Source organism: Bdellovibrio sp. CKG001 (genome assembly GCF_055397465.1).
Map to the genome: position 1 here is coordinate 1,234,078 of NZ_AP029173.1, position 15,817 is coordinate 1,249,894.

Sequence of the window (15,817 nt, forward strand, 5' to 3'; positions counted from 1 at the left end):
TCCTTTCAGAACTCTTTAAAGCGAAAGCCAGGCCAGGAGCTAACCCCTTGAAATTGGGTCGGTCTCAGAATGAACCGCCCACAAACGTGGGCCGAAGTGTGGAAAGCCGGGTTGGCAGCCTACTTTTGTTGGCGGGACCTGCCGATATAAAGATCATGTCAAAATCTGATGAACTACTGAAATTTATTGGCGACTCGGCGCAAATAATCTTTGACCAGCAGGCGGGGGAAAGTCTGATCTCGCGAATTCTTGATTTGTGCATCCGGGCCACCGGAGCGGATCGAGGCACTATCTTCTTTGATTCCCAGTTTAATATTGAACAGCACTTTAAATATCTTAACAGTTATATTGCCACCGGCATTCGCAACCAAAACATCGTCATCAACACGGATCAGGGGATTGCCGGGAAAGTATTTCGAAATCGCAAAAGTCATATCTGCAATTCAGTGGCGGAGGATGAGGATTTCTATCTGGGTGTTGACAGCAAGACCGGGTACCGCACAGAGAAGGTTCTGGCCGTCCCGTTACACTGGAAAGAGGGGAAAGTCATCGGTGTCATTGAGGTGCTGAACAAGACTTCCGGTGATTTTGATGAAGTGGATCAGCGTGCCTTGGAAGCATTGTCCATGCTGGCGGCCATGGCCTTTGAAAGCTATGAAATCCATCAAAAAAATGAAGATTCAGAAGCCGCCATCGAACACCGCAAGAATATCTGGCGCAAAAGCATCTCCGCTGTCAGTCTGAGTTCGAAGGCGCCGGAACTGCAAAAGATCTATGATCATATCGGTGACTTTGGCAAGTCGGATTCAAATATTCTGATCACGGGTGAAAGTGGGGTGGGAAAGGAAGTGATTGCCAGGCTGGCCCATCATCATTCCCATCGCCGCGACGGACCTTTTATTGCGATCAACTGCGCGGCTATTCCCGAATCGCTTTTTGAAGCGGAACTGTTTGGTGTGACAAAGGGTGCTGCCACGGGAACGCTGCCCCGGCAGGGACAGATCGAGTTGGCACACCGGGGAACCTTGTTCCTGGATGAGATAGGTGAAATGCCTATCGAAATGCAGGCCAAGCTGCTTCGTGTTTTGCAGGAAAGAAAAGTTCAGCGACTGGGGTCAACTGAAGCGCCGAAATCTGTGGATTTCCGTCTGATCTGTGCTACCAACAAAAACATCGACACCCAGATTCACGAAGAAAAGTTCCGCGAGGATCTTTATTATCGCATCAATGTGGTCAACCTTCAGATCCCCGCCCTGCGGGAACGAAAAGGGGATATTCCGGAATTGGCTCAGGCGATCCTTGAGCAATTGCATAACAAGCGCGGGTGGAAACTGAAAAAAGTCAGTCCCGAAGCTTTAGAGCGGCTGATTGAATACCACTGGCCTGGCAATATCCGGGAGCTTGAAAATAAAATCGAAAGCGCCTGTCTTTCAGCGGGAGACCGAGCCGTTCTGCAGCCGGATGATTTTCAGTTCAAAGTGCGCCCGCAGTTGAGTGTCGTGGGATCTTCCCCGGGCGAGGACTCTTTGAAAAAGTATGAAAACCTTAGCCTGCGTGAGGCACGCGAGGCCTTTGAATCCGAGTTTGTTGCACGAGTCATCCAGGGTTCGATGGGGAATAAATCCGAAGCGGCACGTCGTTTGGGAGTTTCACGGGAAGGTCTCAGAAAGATACTGATCAAAAAAACTGCCTGATTCCCACCGGCAGTTGGCGCCAACTTGGCAACTTGGGTTGGCGTCTTCTTTTAAGATTGCAGTGAAATTGTGGACTTAGCGATTGGCCGGCTCTTTGCCTTATAGAAAGTCGCGCAGATGAACTTGCGCAGAACTTTTAACAAGGAGAGAGTCGTGTTTAATAGAGAAATCAGAAAAGTCCTGTCAGTGGCGGTCGTACTTCACGTTGCAAGTCTGGTGGCGTGTCAAGGCAAGCTGGATGAGGAAATTGTTGAAACTCCTTCCACCACTGTGGTGTCTTCTGATAAGCCTTCCACAGTGATGGGCGCTGTTCAGGGGGTGATTGTCGAGGTCGGTAATGGCCTTGTCAGCAACAGTCAGGCCCAGGGTGTGCAGGGTAAGGTTCAGGCGCAAAGCAACGTCAATGAGCTTTGCAACGAGCATGCGATGCCCTTGGATGGTCAAGGTGGCATTATGGACAGTCAGGGGCCGGACTACCCAGCGCGACTGTTCTATTGCAAACTTGCGCAGAATGGTGGTTCGCCAGACTCCATTCCCGGATCGTTCCAGCAGATCAAAGCCATTTCCTGCATGCTGGAAAAAGCAGGGATCGTCTTTGATAATCAAGAGCGTCAGATTTACATAACGCCAGACACATCGTGCTTCACGGCGCAGCAGCTTGCCGACATGCAGGTGCAGGCGATGACAGTGACTGTGCGCGCGTCGAAGCCGGCGTTCTTCAACACCTACTATGATTCCGGAGTTTCCATGACCATTCCTGACATGGGAACTTATCGAATCGCCGCGAAGCTCAGTGGAACGAAGATGGAATTTCTGACCCATGATGATCAGACGGCGGTCAGTCCGAATAAGTCCGGGACTTATGCAGCCAGTTTTGATCTTTTGACCGGTGAATTGAAGTACGAAAGCCGAGCGGATCGATTCTTGTGCTCTGAATACAGCAGTTGCGGTTGGTCACGCCATGATCGCCTGCTGGCTCAAGTGGGTATGACAAACGGTGAAATCACCTCGGTATCCAAGATCGAAGCCATCGCCGGAGAAATCTATGCCGGTGACAACAACTGGTATTCGGCCCGTGTTTCCACGATCAAGGGCAGTTTGGCCAATGGCTTGAAAGCGCGCTATTTTATGGTGAATTCCAACTCAAGTGCGGATCTGGCGGATGCGACCAAGTATTCCGAGGTTGTGAACAACCGCTGTTACACGCACGCTTCGGATCAGGCTGACTGCAGCGCCAATCCTGGTATTGAATTGCCACCGGAGCAAAGCTTCAAGTTCAACCTTCACCCCGACACTCAATTCACTGCGACTCAGGCTTGGGTTGCCCAGTTAACAGGACTTGGCTTCACGTCGGTCAACTTTAATGATGTGCAGTAGTAGCGAGGACATATCAGAAGAAAAGGGCCCCCTCGGGGCCCTTTTTTATTTAAACGGGCATGCGTAGGACTCAGCTTTCCGTCTGACCGATGATGCCGATCGGGCAAATGGCCTGGGCGGCCTTACACTGCTGGAATTCCTTTTCGGATTGAGGCTGGCGATGGACATAGGCGTGGGCTTGGACATCGTGACTGCGAAAATTATCGGGGGCCTCTTTCCAGCAGGCACCACAGCTCAAGCAATCAGATCCGACGAAGAATTTCGGAAAGATTTTGGGGGCGGGGCTGGTGGCTTCTTCCATTGGGATCTCCCACGGGGTGGATGATCCCACTTTACGTAAAGAGTCGCGCCCGGGCGTTGATCTGGATCAAGTTATCCGGTTTTAAAATTGCGGACTCCAGCCGCCCCAGGACCGGCAGGATCGGGCATGATCCGAGGGGCCCCTTAAAAGACCCCAGCGATATTCACCAGGCTCGTTCGGGTTGTTAGAGAGCAATCCTGAAAACAGACGCCGTTTGAATTCCGCCATGTCCATGCTGCGGTTTGCATAGTAAGTGACCACGCAGGTCGAGTCTTCTGTGATACTTTGTGCGGGCATGTTTCGGGTCTCGCCGGCGGCACTTTGGTTAATATAAGGATAGATTTTACGGAGCTGATCTTTTTGTTCAGCGCTAAGGTCGCGACCATTGTTGCGCTGAAGGATCTCTTTGAATGATCTTCGCAGCAGCAGCAAGTCATCAAAGATTCTTTGATCGCGGCTTGGGGAAGAATAGATATCAAATGCCTCATACGACATGCAGCCTGGATACTGTCGTTTATAGGAAAGGGCATCGTTCACATAGGAAACCCGATCTTTAAAGCCGACACACACGTTGTCGATAAGTCGGGCGATCATTTGATCGTCTTTTTCATCACGCAATGCCAGCCGGGTTTGTAGAGTCTTGATCCATCTTTGTAAGGGGATTTGGAATTGTTCGGTACTGTATCCGGGAACCTCCCAGACGGGCTTCCCCAGACTGGTCAGGGGGCGCCAATAGCGGAAACCGGCCCCGCTGGATGGGCTATAGTCGCCTTCAAACACCCAGTTTGGATTGGGCCAGGACTTTCTTTCCTGCATCCCAAACCCGGAATGAGACCCGACAACCGAATTGTAGACCAGATAGGGAACTCCGATGGGCAGAATCTCTTTGATTGTCCAAGAGTGATGATTGATGGAAGTGGTTGTTAGTACGCCGCCAGAGCGAATGGTTCTGCGATTGATGGCAACAGGATAGGTGTCTGACGGCAACGAGCGTGTGCTGCCCATTTCATAGATGTAGAGTAAGAAATTGCGGACTCGGTCGATTTCTCTCTGGCGGTCCCAACGGCTCATTTTGTTTGAAATTCTGGTAGCAGAATAAGTGGGATCTTTCATGGCGAAAGGAAGACGGTGTTCGTAGGCGAAAATAATGCGCATGGAATAGACCGCATCAGCACAATCTACGCGAAGACCATAGTAGGGATTCGACTGGCCGTTGGGAAGCTGAGTCCGGGAAAAGAAGTTTTTGTTCCATTCGTTCTTAACCCAGGCCGAATAACGATTTTCCCAGTCTTCAGACCACTGATTGACCTCTGTCCATACAGCGGCGTTGCAGAGTCCCGAGAGTAGCATGATCACGCAGAAGAAAATGGATTGCTTCATGGTTTCACTCCGGCTTCTATGAAACCATGTTCTGAAGAACCCTTCACACGTTCTTCACATTTTTGTTAAGAATCGGGAGTCCAGCTTTCAATTGGCAGTCGCGGGCAGGACCAGGATGCTAACGACTGTACTGTCTCGACTGATGATTTCCAGACCATATTTGTTGATGCCGTTGAGTTTAAAGCGCAAAGACTTTTTCATGGTGTCGCATTCGCGAACAGGGCCCCAGGCCTCTGCACTCAGCGAGGTGTTGCCACTGCTGACGTCCAGAACGTTCAAGCGGGGATAGAAGTCCGATACTATAAAGTAGTCTGCAGCGCTTTGAGTTTGAAATTGCACAAAGCCTCGATTTTCATTTTCAGTCTTCTTCAGTTGCACCGTCGTGCGAACACCGATTTGCAACAAGGGGGCGTTTGCTATAGTTTCAGAGCTGGTCAGATGGGTCGGGGCCTGGCGCCAGGCTTCGTAGGCCTTCGCGGGAAAGTGGGCCTTGGTTAAACAGCCAGCAGGGGCGTCCGGGCGGGTGGCACAGCCAAGAATCGCCGCCGCGACAGTCAAAAGAAGAAAGATCTGAAATCTCAAATGAAACCTCCGGCTTTGATGCCTCATAATGCGCGAAGAATGAAATCTTCTTGTGGTTGGATTCGAAAACGATACCATGAGAGGTGGTTGAAAGTGTTCTAAATTTGAGGAAAGAAGGATCTTATGCGGAAAGTCGCTTGGATTGTTATCCCCCTGACGTGGCTGAGTTTTTCAGGCTGTGGCCTGAAGGTGATCAACCCCAACGATCAGAATCCCAACAAGGACACTTTGGCCCTGGATATGTCCAGTGGCCGTCCTGAGCTGGTGGCAACCTATACTTGTAAGGTTCAATCCCAGGGAAGCCGCTTCTTTGGCCTGGGGAAAACAGAAGAGGAAGCTCGTAAAGACGCACTGGGAAAGTGCCGTTCACGAACTCTGCTGTCGTTCTGTGATGAGCAAAAGGTCACCTGCGAAAAAAATTAGAAAAATATATCAGGTAACATAATGCCCCCACTTCGTTTGGTATCAGCCTTGCTAAGGGGTGATACCGGGGGGAAATATGAAAATTCAATTGCTTTCAGGTTTGATCTTATTGTCGTTATGTTGTCACTCTGTTCTGGCCAAGGCGTCAGAACCTTCGCAATCCGAAAAACAGAAACTTGAGGAAATTGAACGCCGCCGTATCCGCGCGGGACAGGCGGAAGCGTCCGAAAAAGTGACTGCCGTGGGGGTGGATGAACGGGACTGTGTGGAACAGGCACGGTTCCGCGCCAGTCGCATCAGTTCTGCGGTTCTAAGTCGATGTAACAGTGAGGCACGTGAGTTCTACCAGTGTGCTGTCGTGTCTCAACGAATTGTGCAGTATCCGACTTACATCTCTTCAGTTTCAGGATACGGTGATTTTAATGAAAGTAAAACCACAGAAGCCATCTGCCGGGATTCAGCGGTTCGGGAGGCTGAGCGTGATGCTTTATCTGATTGCTCAGAGAAGTACGGAGTTTCTTGCCAAATCACTTCGCGCGGGACAGTCACCAGTCACAGGTCTTATCAGCGTCGCAGATACTTTATCATGGGCCCGAAAGAGTTGAGGCACGAATGCAATGCTCATGCGGCAGCAGAACCAGCATCTCACTATCGCTACCAGTGCTCTGTCGAGGTTATTGCCAAAGCGCAATTGTAGCACCCCGGCCAATCTGGCGGGCGGCGGTGTTTCTGTGATTTTCTGAAACAGCAAAGTCTTTGGACAGTGATGGACATTTTATCGGTTTGCAGAGCACCGTCTTGTAACGCGAGGAATTTTTTATTAGAACTCCTTATCTCAATCGATAAGGAGTTTTTTATGAAAAAGATGATCTTTGCCGTCGTGTGCAGTCTTGGGATTTCTTTTACTGCCTCCGCGAAACTTGTGAAGATGACTGATGCGGAAATGGGTGAGGCCACCGCTGGTCAGATCGTTTATCCCAGCTTCAGTGTCCGCCAGGCCGCGATCATTATGGAGATGCTGGCGAACAACGATCAGTCCCTGGCGCTTCTAACCAAGAAAATCAATCAGCGTCTGTTGCAACTTCAGTTAGAGCAGGTGACCGATGCACATATTCAGTACCTGCTTCGTCGCGTGAATGCCGTGGAGTTTTCAGACGTTCTTTTGCACAATCATCTGCAGCTCGTCAGTCAGATGATGATCAACAATCACTACTATGAAAAACAGGTTTTGGCTGATGCGCAAAGACGAGCGATCATTCAGACCTTTATTTCTGCTGTCGTGAACTCCAACCTGCAACAAAACCCGTCCGTCGCAAATATCCTGATGGTCGTAAGCGTGTTGGAGCCCAATGCGTTGTTGCAGAAATACCCTGGTTTGATTTCCCCAATTTACAGCTACGGTAAACCGAACACTCCAACCATTGATATCCGACGTAACGAATAATGTCTTCTTTAGGGCGCGTTGTTTTAGTTGTATTGATAGGCTGGTTTATTCCGGCCTTTGGCCAGCCGCCGGTGTCCGGGACGCCGCGCCCCTTGATATTGTGGCTGCACGGGTGCACCCAGTCTGCGCAAGAGTTTATGGGGCTCACGGGGCTGGCTGAAAAGCAGCAGTGGATGGGTCTGGATGCGCTCATTTATACACCGGAGCAATCAGTTCTTAAGAATCCTCTGACGTGTTGGAACTGGTTTTTGCCCGCCAATCAAAAAAGAAATGCCGGCAAACTAAAAGAAATCATGGCGCACATTGAAGGCCTGATTGGTGAGGGGCTGGTAGACCCAGAGCGGGTTTATGTCGGTGGCTTCTCTGCGGGAGGTGTTCTGGCGGCGCACTTTGCGTACTGTTATCCGGATGTTTTTAAAGTTGCCTTGATTCACTCGGGAGCTCCCTACAAACTTATCAGCCGGAAAAAGCATTCTTATGATGATCTGGGGCTGAAGGCCATTCAATGCAGCCGACAGGTATCGCGTAAAAGACTTAAGGAAATTCTGATCGTTCGCGGGGAAAAAGATCATGTTTCCACAGAGTCTCATGCCCAGAAGTCCCTACGGCAGGGACTGTATTTTCTGGATCAGAGTGATGACGGTCGTGTGAATTCCTCTTTTTATCAGACGGCAAATTCGGGTGACTTCATCCGTTGGAGTTCACCCTCCGGGGCGCGTATTTCTTATATCAAGGTTCCGGGCATGGGCCATGCCTGGAGTGGTGGTTCGGATGAATTCACTTTCGGATCGGAAAAGACCTTTGATGCAACCATCCTGTTTCTGGATGTCATCAGCCGTTTATCAAATTGATCTATTACGGGGCGTTCGAACAGATGTGCGAGACGCTTTATATTAGGACCCTTGTCTTTTTTTGAGACAAGCTCTGTCGCTTCAATCCACAATAAGTAGAATAAAAATCAGATATCCGGGGGGATGTGTGAAAAAGAATGGGTTGGCGGTTTTGGCCGGGGCTGGTCTATTGGTGGTTTCTTTTCAGAACTGCGCTCCACAAGGCATGCGCTTTGATATGGATTCAGAAACGGCTTACAGAATTGACGGTGAACTTCCGGAAAATGCGAAAGTGGCAGAATTCCAGTCCGAAGAATCCATCGAATATCCCTCCACTCAATTGGTGCTGGTGGTTGATAACTCTCAAACAATGAAGCAGTCCCAGGAAGAGCTTGTGGCTCGGATCGACGGACTTTTAGGTTCTCTGTCCTCAAAAAAAGTGACAGTGCAGCTATTGTCAACTTCGAGCTATTTGAACAGCGGATCGACTATTTATTATGGCAGTCTTAAAACGGGTTCAGAAGTATACGTAAAAGATGTTTCAGAACTGGCGGATAACGACACAATGGCGATTGCGAAGACGGTCTACGGTGCCAGTCCGCAGCCCATCGTCTTGGATCCTCGGGATTCAGCCTCCATTCGCCAGGCCCGTGTGGACAGTATAAAAAAATCTGTGTTGGGGATGGGAACAAGCGGCAGCGATAATGAATCCGCTCTTTGTTCCGTTATCCAGTGGGCCTCCAGCAAGTATCAGAAATCTGCCGCGAATGAAAAAGTGGTTTTCTTTGTGCTGACGGATGAAGACAACTATCAGACCCGTCATTGTATGGCGGATCAGGTTTATAACTATGACCGGACCATGGCGGTGCAATACAAAAAGACCAGTATTCCCTTCAAATTTACAGGGGTGGGCTATCGTGATGGCGTCAGCTCCAATGTCGAAACAAGAACATTTACAAATATCTTTTCTTTGCTGAAAGGCCAGAATCCGGCGGGCTTGGCTGGGCAGAACTGTCAAAGCGAAGATCTGAAGCGTGTCAAAGACAGTGTGAGTTCTTTGGTTGGAAGAACCGTCATGTATAACGGTGTGAGCTTCCACTTTAATGAAGTTGAACTGACCGAATGTAAGTATTCCGAAACCACTTCAACCTATTATGTGGACGAAGCTGAAGGTCTTACGGACTATTGCACGCAGGCCTATCGTGGACATGCAAACGTGATGGGTTATCTTGCCGCAACCTACACTGGTGTTCTGCCCCATCAGACGTGTCAGATGGTCGGGCCAACAGGAGTGCGTCGCGGGATTCTTCGTTCTGGCTATTTCCTGGAAGGAAGCCCGGATCTGGCCGTCAATTTCCTGAACGACATTTCTAAGACCGCTTTGCATGGCAATTATTTTATGGCCGTTGTGGGCAACATCCGAGGTCAAAGCTGTGAACTGAAAACCGGGCAGTCTTATGCCGAAACCTTCGAACGACTGCAAAGCTCCAGTCCCGGCGTGGTTCAGACTTATTCCCTGTGCCAGGATGATGATGGTTACAAGAAGGCCTTTGATAAAATCGCTGCATCTGTGTCTTATGTCAGTCAGGATTTCCCCTTGGAGATTCCCGAAGGTATGAAGGTGCGCGATGTCCTGTTACAGCGTAAAGACAGCGCGACAGTTGAAAAGGTGAAGCCGGATCAGTATGACGTCGCTGAAGGGAAAATCAAAATCAGCCTGAAGCTTTCCAAAGGCGACAAGCTGACTGTGATCGTCTTTTAACTCGGCCCGGCGCGTGGGGGTTGACGGTTTTAAAATTGAGAATAGACTTTGGAGCAGGGTAATGAGGTGATTATGCTGTTCGCTGAGGAAGTCTATAAGGGCCGCCAAACAAAAGTTGCTAGTGCATGGAAAGATCTTCTGGGATCTTCAGATTTAGTTCTGGTTCATAGTGGCGTGGCTGTGCAAAAGCCGGGTGGTTTGGATCAGACTTATGATTTTTTGCCTCATCCGTCTTACTTCTGGTTGAGCGGTCACCGCCGCCCTGAAGGCGTGATGGCTTATTCTTTAGGAGAAGGTTGGATCGAATATCAAAGGCCTTTAAGCCCGGTGGATATCGTGTGGGAAGGGGCTGAAGGTAATTTTGAGTGTCAGCATTCCCTGGAAGATCTGAAAAAGAAAATTTCTGGTGGTACTTACAAACGTATTCTTCACCTGGGGCAACCGGCTCAAGGCTTGGCGTCGGATGAAATCATCCGTGAACTTTCCATTCGAATGGATCAGGTGCGCCGTCGCAAGGGAGCAGAAGAGGTTCGTCTGATCCGTCAAATAGCGGACATGGCCAACGCGGGTTATACCGCGTTGAAGAAGTCGCTGCGCCCGGGCATCACCGAGCGCGAATTGCAACTTCACTATGAAAATGCGGTTTTGCTGGCCGGGGCGGAAAAGATGCCTTACGGCTCGATCGTGGGCAGTGGTGAAAACGCCGCAATTCTGCATGCTGTACCCACCGCAAAAAAAGTGGTCGCCGGGGAGCTGGTCCTGGTGGATGCGGGAGCCGATGTGGAAGACTATTGCGTTGATATCACCCGTGTGTTCGCTGTGGACGGTCAGTTCACGTCTCAGCAACAAGAAATCTATGATTTAGTCCATCAGGCTTACAAAGAATCAGTCAAGATGTGCCGAGTGGGAACTCAGTGGCGCGATGTTCATATGAGGTCAGCGCGCGTGATTGCTGAGGGATTGAAGCAGTGGGGCTTGTGGAAGAGTTCAGTGGACGCCGTTTTGGAATCCGGAGCGATCTCTGTATTTTATCCGCATGGGGTCGGTCATTTGGTCGGCTTAAAGGTTCGTGATACAGGAAATCCTGAAAATACGAATCCAAAACGATACTACGGCTCCCGCCTGCGAGTGGATTTGGCGCTGGAAAAAGATTACCTTATTACAGTAGAACCAGGCTGCTATTTCGCCCGTGCCTTTATCGAAGATCAGGCGATCCGGGAAAATTACAAAGACCATATCAATTGGCCTGAAGCTGAAAAATGGAAGACTTTCGGTGGAGTGCGCCTTGAAGATGATATTTTAATCACTGGGGGGGACGCAGAAAGCCTGACTGACTGTGTGCCAAAGTAAAAGATCCCGATGAAAACTCAAAAAAGCCTTCCATGGATTTTCCTGGAAGGCTTTTTTATTTCAGCCCAAGCTGCAGAGGCTGTGGCTCGGCCGGGGGACTCCTATATTATTTATAGGGTACTTAGGCATTGAACCGAAATAGGGTATAAGGGGGGCATCAAAAAGACCTTAAGGAGATATTATGAAAAAGGAACTCTTGGCTAGTGTCCTGACCCTATCTGCAGGAATGGCCGGCATCGTGTCTTTTCCTCAGCCGTCTTTGGCCCGTTCGATCAATGTCGAGAAAGACTTTGCTGAATCGTTTGTTGTGAAGTCCTCGGTGGCCGCACGCTTTACAGATGAAAACGGGCAGGTGATTCACGGGCATATCTATCTAAGCCTGACTCAGCAGACCCTTACTCCTGAATACAACAACCAGCTTCGCGGTGAAATGACCGGCTATCTGTATTTTAAGAGCGACGAACCTGTCAGTGAACGTGATGGCAAGAAGTACTATCGTTATGAGCCGTTGACGGGTGATGATGGCGAGGTTCTCTTGGATAGAACTCACAAAGGGCAAACGAATGACTATCAGATCTATGGTTGCAACTCGACGATGACTCAGTGTGAAGGCAGCAGTTTTGCTGTTTCATTCTCAGGTAAAAACGTCAGCATGCAGTTGGTTTTTGCAGCAGATCAGCGTTTTGAGGTCTTTGTTCAGGCTGACAACTATTCAGAATGGGTGACACGAGTGTACTCAGTCCCCATGCATCCGGTGATCGCTGAATAGTCATGAAATTCACGGATCTTCTGATCAGGTCTGTGAACTCTGCCGAAGAAGAGCAGATTCGCGACCTGATTGAGCAGGTGAATCAATTGCGCCATCGCTGCGAGTCCCTTTCCTTAGAGGACTTGGGGGCGGGGCTGGCAAGACTTGCTCCCTTGCGTTTGCGGGGTTCCAGTGCTTTAAAGCGCGGCGAAGTCGAGTCGTGGCAACAAGCCAACGAATATGTCGCCGCGAGGATCCGCGCTGATGAAGCCCCGAACCTTCAGTCTATTTTGGATATCAATGCGATACTTTTAAAACGTCCTGCAGGCAGCCTTCGCGACCGGCCCGTGTTTGTGGGCACTCAGCAGGCTTGTCCTGTGGGAGAGCTCAAAGAGGGGTTTCTGCGCCTGGAGTCAGAGATTCTGAAGGCCGATCTAGACCCTTTCCGTAAGGCCGCTCTGGCTCAGTACTGGTTGATCAGTTTGCATCCATTTGAGGATGCCAACGGGCGCACAGCCGTGATGATAGCGGACTGGATTCTGGGGCTGGGCGGATACCTGCCGATGAGCTTTGAATCCAAGTTGGATGCTTTGGTGGGTGTTTTTGAAAATCAACGGGCTTCTGCAACCCCGGGGGCTGCCATTATCAAGCTTCTGAAGAACCTGCAAAGAAGCTATCAGGCCGTCCTTTCTTAGCAAAACCACAAATTAGGGCCAGGCCCTGTTTTTATTTCATGGATAAGAGCGCCTGAAACGGCTGAACTCCCGTTTGTTTGCATTTGAGCCTGGGCATGTTTCGTGGACTTAGGCTCTTGTTACAATCAACAAGGGACAAGAATATGTATAAAAAGTGGACAGACAAACTTATTTCATACTTCGTACTTCTTTCTTTCGCCGGGGCCATGGCGCCGATGACAGCGCATGCGAATTCGGACTTGGACGCCCTTTATGATTCTCAGGCGGAAGTTGAAAGCATTGAAGCCAACCTGGATGAAGCCAAGGGTGGGTTCAATCAAAGCAAAGAAGAACTGGAAACAGCTCATAAAGATTTAAAAGCCACAACCCGCAAGAACAAAGAAACAGCGGCGCGTACCAGTCGCGAAATCCAGCGTTTGCAAAAACAGCAGGCGCAAAACTCCAAGGAAACAGCGGTTCTGACCGGCAAGATCGAGACCTTGAACAAGGAAATCAGAAAAAACGAGCAAGAAGAGGCACGTGTTCGCACCAAAGCAGAGGCCGTGGCGGCGAAACTGGACAGCACCCGCAACAGTTTCGAAAACTCACTTGAGCAGCGCCGCAAAACTCTGCAGTCCTTAAAAGAAACCAATGCAGATCTTGCAAGATTGCAGGAAGAGTTGAAAGACCTTCAGCAGAAATACAGAGAAGCTGTGGCCGCTGAAAAATCCAGTGCCCGTTCTTTGAAGTCCGCCCAGGCCAGTCTTGATAAGTTCGAAAACTCGGCCCGTAAAGAGGCCCGTCGTTTGGATGACATGACCAAGACCGCTTTAGCGCAAGCAGAAAAGAACAATCGCAAAGCGGACCTTTTGATCGAAAAGAAAAAGCAGATGGAAGAAGCGTTGGAAAAGAAACGTCAGCGCCTCAGCGAGGCCAAGGAAAAGCAAAAGAAAGCTTTGGCTCGCGTCAGCTCCAACTAGTTCCTTCTTCTTTCAGTCCATTATCAAAGGGTCGCTCAGGCGGCCCTTTTTTTTGCCTTTGTCCCTTCTGTGTAAATCTTTGGACGCGCCGTGAAATAGCAAAAGAAATCAGGACAGATCCTGGGTTCTTGCATATGCTTTTTGGATCACAAGGGGACACTATGAAGAAGATCGCCTTTTCATTTTTGTTGGCAGCCTTGGCATCGCCGGTTTTTGCCGGAGCTTTGCCTGAGTATGCGGAACCGGAACTTTTGGTGCGGGTTCATTTGCTGGACACTTACAATCTTCCGCCTTTGACTTACCTCAGCAACACTTCGCCTGCAATCAACAATCACGGTGATGTGGCAATTAAGTTGATGGCCGTGGATGGCAAACCCAACCAGGCAATTTGGTTCAAGGCCCACAATGCTCCCGGGGAAGTGATCTATGTAGCCCCGGACGATCATTACGTCACCGATCCGACCGTCAACGATCGCGGCCAGGTGACCTTCAGCCCCTTCAACGACTTTGAGAGTCAGGGTGTATTGGCCTACGACAGTCACAGTAAAAATACGGAACTGAAAGTCTCCGGCCCAGAAAATCAGATCGCCTACGCGGGTTATGCGCAGACCTTGAACGATGGCACGGTGATCTTCCGCAATTTTGCCAAAGACTATGATCGCAGTTTTGTTGAATACAAAGACTCTTATGTCACCATCGCACGTGAAGGGGAAAGACGCTTTGACACTCCGGCGGCATATTTGTTCCGCCCTGCTGTTAATGAAAAGAAGCAATGGGCCTTTAAGGTCCGTCTGGGGGAACACGGCGAGATCAGCGATGCCCAGTCGGATCAGATTTTGTTGATCCAGGCCAAAGGAAACGGGGACTACGAGAAAACCATCATCGCCCAGGATCGCAAAGGAGACCCTAACTCCAACTTCGTCGGTTTTGGAAACACAGTGGCTTTATCACAAAACGGTATGGTGGTTTTCATCGGCCATCTTCCAGACAAACGCAAGTCACTGGTTCTATACAAAGACGGTGAACTGCAGTCTTTGGTCACAGAGGGGTTGGATGGTATTTCTGAACTGGAGCTTTTCACGCCGCGCTTGAATTCATCGGGCACAGTGGCTTTCAGAGCCAAGAATACAAAAGGACTGCGTGGGCTTTATGTGGCCAACGAGTTTTCCGTGAAGCGTTTGCTGGGCGAGGGTGACAGCATTATGACGGACAAGGGCTTTGGGTATGTTCTTTTGAAAAAGGATTTCCCGGGCTTTGCCGGTGATATTGATTTCAATGAAAAGGGTGAGCTGGCCTTTGCCTGCATTCTGGCTTCGCCAGACGATAAAATCATCGGGGATGCAATTTACAAGCTTTCTCCGAAATAGGTAAAACACAAAAGGGGCTTCTTAGGCCCTTTGTTTTTTTAGCGGGCGCACTCGCGAAGCAGTTTTTCACAGCGATCGATAATTGTGGCCCGGATTTTATCCCGATGCTCTATAAACTCTGGCAGTTTCGTGGTTTGTACGATCTTGTAAAGACTGATGGTGCGAACCAGATCGGCCAGGCGTTGTTTCTGGGGGCCCTTGGACAGAGGGTATTTGGGGATGTCTGTGTTATCCGAAGCAGCACGCAGCACCGCCTCCGTCCAGTCGATTTCCGTCTGGGTTAAATAGATGGTGGGAACAAAGCCGCTTTTCTGCAGGGCTTTTTCTTCTGTTTTTAATTGAGTGTTCAGCCAGCGCAATTCGCTGACGATTTTGTCCAGTTCGGCATCGTATTTTTTGCCAAAAAGGGCAAAGACAGTCTTCTTCCATGCGGCACAGAAGTCCTCAAATTCAATGTTTTCGGCTTTTTCAAAAAACGGCGGATGAGTGATGTAGTGCAGGGTCTTTGTCAGCACATCAGTTGAGATCACCGCGCTGTTGGTTTTGTACCCCACACGCATCAGGTTGTGTGCCCAGTTGGCAAGTCCCGTCAGTGCGCCTGGGCTGACACTGGCAGTGCGGAAGTTCAAATGGAAAGCGGCAAAGAGGGAACTGTGCATGGGGCGCTCTAGAACGCGATCCAGTTCGCTTTTGCGGCGCTCATGTTTGGGCAGGGAAAAGAAATGTTCCAGATGCACAGAGAATTTTTCGAAGCTTTCCGACCACAGGTTTTCCTGCTGGCAGGTTTTGTACAACTGAAACGCTTTGGCTGGACTGGGTTCCGCCTCGTCCAGAAGGGCGTTGATCTTTTCTTCCATCAGTCTGGGAAAGTTCTGCCAAAGTTCTTTGATCATGGATCTTAGTTT

General features: G+C 49.8%; 16 protein-coding genes. 12 read left to right on the forward strand and 4 right to left on the reverse strand.

The window, feature by feature from the left end:
* Positions 1-47: 47 nt before the first annotated feature.
* Together ACZ50P_RS06120 and ACZ50P_RS06125 are read left to right on the forward strand one after the other, a co-directional pair.
* Positions 48-1,694, forward strand: a complete 1,647-nt coding sequence (locus ACZ50P_RS06120) for a sigma-54-dependent Fis family transcriptional regulator (protein WP_464134312.1) — start codon at positions 48-50, stop codon at positions 1,692-1,694.
* 153 nt (positions 1,695-1,847) lie between these two features.
* Positions 1,848-3,071: a hypothetical protein gene (locus ACZ50P_RS06125; protein ID WP_464134314.1), complete on the forward strand. Its 1,224-nt coding sequence runs from the start codon at positions 1,848-1,850 to the stop codon at positions 3,069-3,071.
* A gap of 70 nt (positions 3,072-3,141) precedes the next feature.
* Here the strand turns inward: ACZ50P_RS06125 and ACZ50P_RS06130 are convergent, their stop codons facing one another.
* From ACZ50P_RS06130 to ACZ50P_RS06140, 3 genes are all read right to left on the reverse strand, one after another.
* Positions 3,142-3,372, reverse strand: coding sequence for a ferredoxin (locus tag ACZ50P_RS06130; protein ID WP_464134317.1), 231 nt, complete (start codon positions 3,370-3,372; stop codon positions 3,142-3,144).
* Between the two features lie 81 nt (positions 3,373-3,453).
* Positions 3,454-4,752: a hypothetical protein gene (locus tag ACZ50P_RS06135; protein WP_464134318.1), complete on the reverse strand. Its 1,299-nt coding sequence runs from the start codon at positions 4,750-4,752 to the stop codon at positions 3,454-3,456.
* A gap of 87 nt (positions 4,753-4,839) precedes the next feature.
* Positions 4,840-5,334 carry a hypothetical protein gene (locus tag ACZ50P_RS06140; protein WP_464134321.1) on the reverse strand — a complete coding sequence of 165 codons (495 nt, stop codon included), beginning with the start codon at positions 5,332-5,334 and terminating at the stop codon, positions 4,840-4,842.
* A gap of 123 nt (positions 5,335-5,457) precedes the next feature.
* Here ACZ50P_RS06140 and ACZ50P_RS06145 point away from each other — a divergent pair, with 123 nt between their 5' ends.
* The 10 genes from ACZ50P_RS06145 (at position 5,458) to ACZ50P_RS06190 (ending at position 14,912) form a co-directional block, all read left to right on the forward strand.
* Complete coding sequence (locus ACZ50P_RS06145; RefSeq protein WP_464134323.1) at positions 5,458-5,757, forward strand: hypothetical protein; 300 nt, start codon at positions 5,458-5,460, stop codon at positions 5,755-5,757.
* A gap of 76 nt (positions 5,758-5,833) precedes the next feature.
* Positions 5,834-6,454 carry a hypothetical protein gene (locus ACZ50P_RS06150; protein ID WP_464134325.1) on the forward strand — a complete coding sequence of 207 codons (621 nt, stop codon included), beginning with the start codon at positions 5,834-5,836 and terminating at the stop codon, positions 6,452-6,454.
* A 159-nt stretch (positions 6,455-6,613) separates the two neighbouring features.
* A complete protein-coding gene (locus ACZ50P_RS06155; protein ID WP_464117575.1) occupies positions 6,614-7,201 on the forward strand; it encodes a hypothetical protein in 588 nt (195 codons plus the stop codon).
* Positions 7,201-8,052 (forward strand): CE1 family esterase, encoded by an 852-nt coding sequence (locus ACZ50P_RS06160; RefSeq protein ID WP_464134328.1) that lies wholly within the window; start codon positions 7,201-7,203, stop codon positions 8,050-8,052. Before ACZ50P_RS06155 ends, ACZ50P_RS06160 begins: the two co-directional genes overlap by 1 nt.
* 127 nt (positions 8,053-8,179) lie before the next feature.
* Complete coding sequence (locus ACZ50P_RS06165; RefSeq protein ID WP_464134330.1) at positions 8,180-9,793, forward strand: hypothetical protein; 1,614 nt, start codon at positions 8,180-8,182, stop codon at positions 9,791-9,793.
* 72 nt (positions 9,794-9,865) lie between these two features.
* Positions 9,866-11,143, forward strand: coding sequence for a M24 family metallopeptidase (locus ACZ50P_RS06170; RefSeq protein ID WP_464134333.1), 1,278 nt, complete (start codon positions 9,866-9,868; stop codon positions 11,141-11,143).
* Positions 11,144-11,324: 181 nt separating this feature from the next.
* Positions 11,325-11,912 carry a hypothetical protein gene (locus ACZ50P_RS06175; protein WP_464117569.1) on the forward strand — a complete coding sequence of 196 codons (588 nt, stop codon included), beginning with the start codon at positions 11,325-11,327 and terminating at the stop codon, positions 11,910-11,912.
* 2 nt (positions 11,913-11,914) lie between these two features.
* The gene (locus ACZ50P_RS06180) at positions 11,915-12,586 is read left to right on the forward strand and encodes a Fic family protein (RefSeq protein ID WP_464117567.1); all 672 of its coding nucleotides are present in this window, start codon (positions 11,915-11,917) and stop codon (positions 12,584-12,586) included.
* 143 nt (positions 12,587-12,729) lie between these two features.
* Complete coding sequence (locus tag ACZ50P_RS06185) at positions 12,730-13,545, forward strand: hypothetical protein (protein ID WP_464134336.1); 816 nt, start codon at positions 12,730-12,732, stop codon at positions 13,543-13,545.
* Between the two features lie 161 nt (positions 13,546-13,706).
* Entirely contained in the window at positions 13,707-14,912 is a 1,206-nt protein-coding gene (locus ACZ50P_RS06190; RefSeq protein WP_464134339.1) for a DUF7453 family protein, read from the forward strand.
* Positions 14,913-14,950: 38 nt separating this feature from the next.
* Here the strand turns inward: ACZ50P_RS06190 and ACZ50P_RS06195 are convergent, their stop codons facing one another.
* Positions 14,951-15,805 (reverse strand): hypothetical protein, encoded by an 855-nt coding sequence (locus ACZ50P_RS06195; RefSeq protein ID WP_464134341.1) that lies wholly within the window; start codon positions 15,803-15,805, stop codon positions 14,951-14,953.
* Positions 15,806-15,817 lie beyond the last annotated feature (12 nt).

Bases quoted from the DNA above. Each gene is read 5' to 3' on its own strand.
- ACZ50P_RS06150 (WP_464134325.1), top strand. From the start codon at position 5,834: ATGAAAATTCAATTGCTTTCAGGTTTGATCTTATTGTCGTTATGTTGT.
- ACZ50P_RS06175 (WP_464117569.1), top strand. From the start codon at position 11,325: ATGAAAAAGGAACTCTTGGCTAGTGTCCTGACCCTATCTGCAGGAATG.
- ACZ50P_RS06170 (WP_464134333.1), top strand. From the start codon at position 9,866: ATGCTGTTCGCTGAGGAAGTCTATAAGGGCCGCCAAACAAAAGTTGCT.
- ACZ50P_RS06180 (WP_464117567.1), top strand. From the start codon at position 11,915: ATGAAATTCACGGATCTTCTGATCAGGTCTGTGAACTCTGCCGAAGAA.
- ACZ50P_RS06195 (WP_464134341.1), bottom strand. From the start codon at position 15,805: ATGATCAAAGAACTTTGGCAGAACTTTCCCAGACTGATGGAAGAAAAG.
- ACZ50P_RS06155 (WP_464117575.1), top strand. From the start codon at position 6,614: ATGAAAAAGATGATCTTTGCCGTCGTGTGCAGTCTTGGGATTTCTTTT.
- ACZ50P_RS06130 (WP_464134317.1), bottom strand. From the start codon at position 3,372: ATGGAAGAAGCCACCAGCCCCGCCCCCAAAATCTTTCCGAAATTCTTC.
- ACZ50P_RS06185 (WP_464134336.1), top strand. From the start codon at position 12,730: ATGTATAAAAAGTGGACAGACAAACTTATTTCATACTTCGTACTTCTT.
- ACZ50P_RS06135 (WP_464134318.1), bottom strand. From the start codon at position 4,752: ATGAAGCAATCCATTTTCTTCTGCGTGATCATGCTACTCTCGGGACTC.
- ACZ50P_RS06160 (WP_464134328.1), top strand. From the start codon at position 7,201: ATGTCTTCTTTAGGGCGCGTTGTTTTAGTTGTATTGATAGGCTGGTTT.
- ACZ50P_RS06145 (WP_464134323.1), top strand. From the start codon at position 5,458: ATGCGGAAAGTCGCTTGGATTGTTATCCCCCTGACGTGGCTGAGTTTT.
- ACZ50P_RS06190 (WP_464134339.1), top strand. From the start codon at position 13,707: ATGAAGAAGATCGCCTTTTCATTTTTGTTGGCAGCCTTGGCATCGCCG.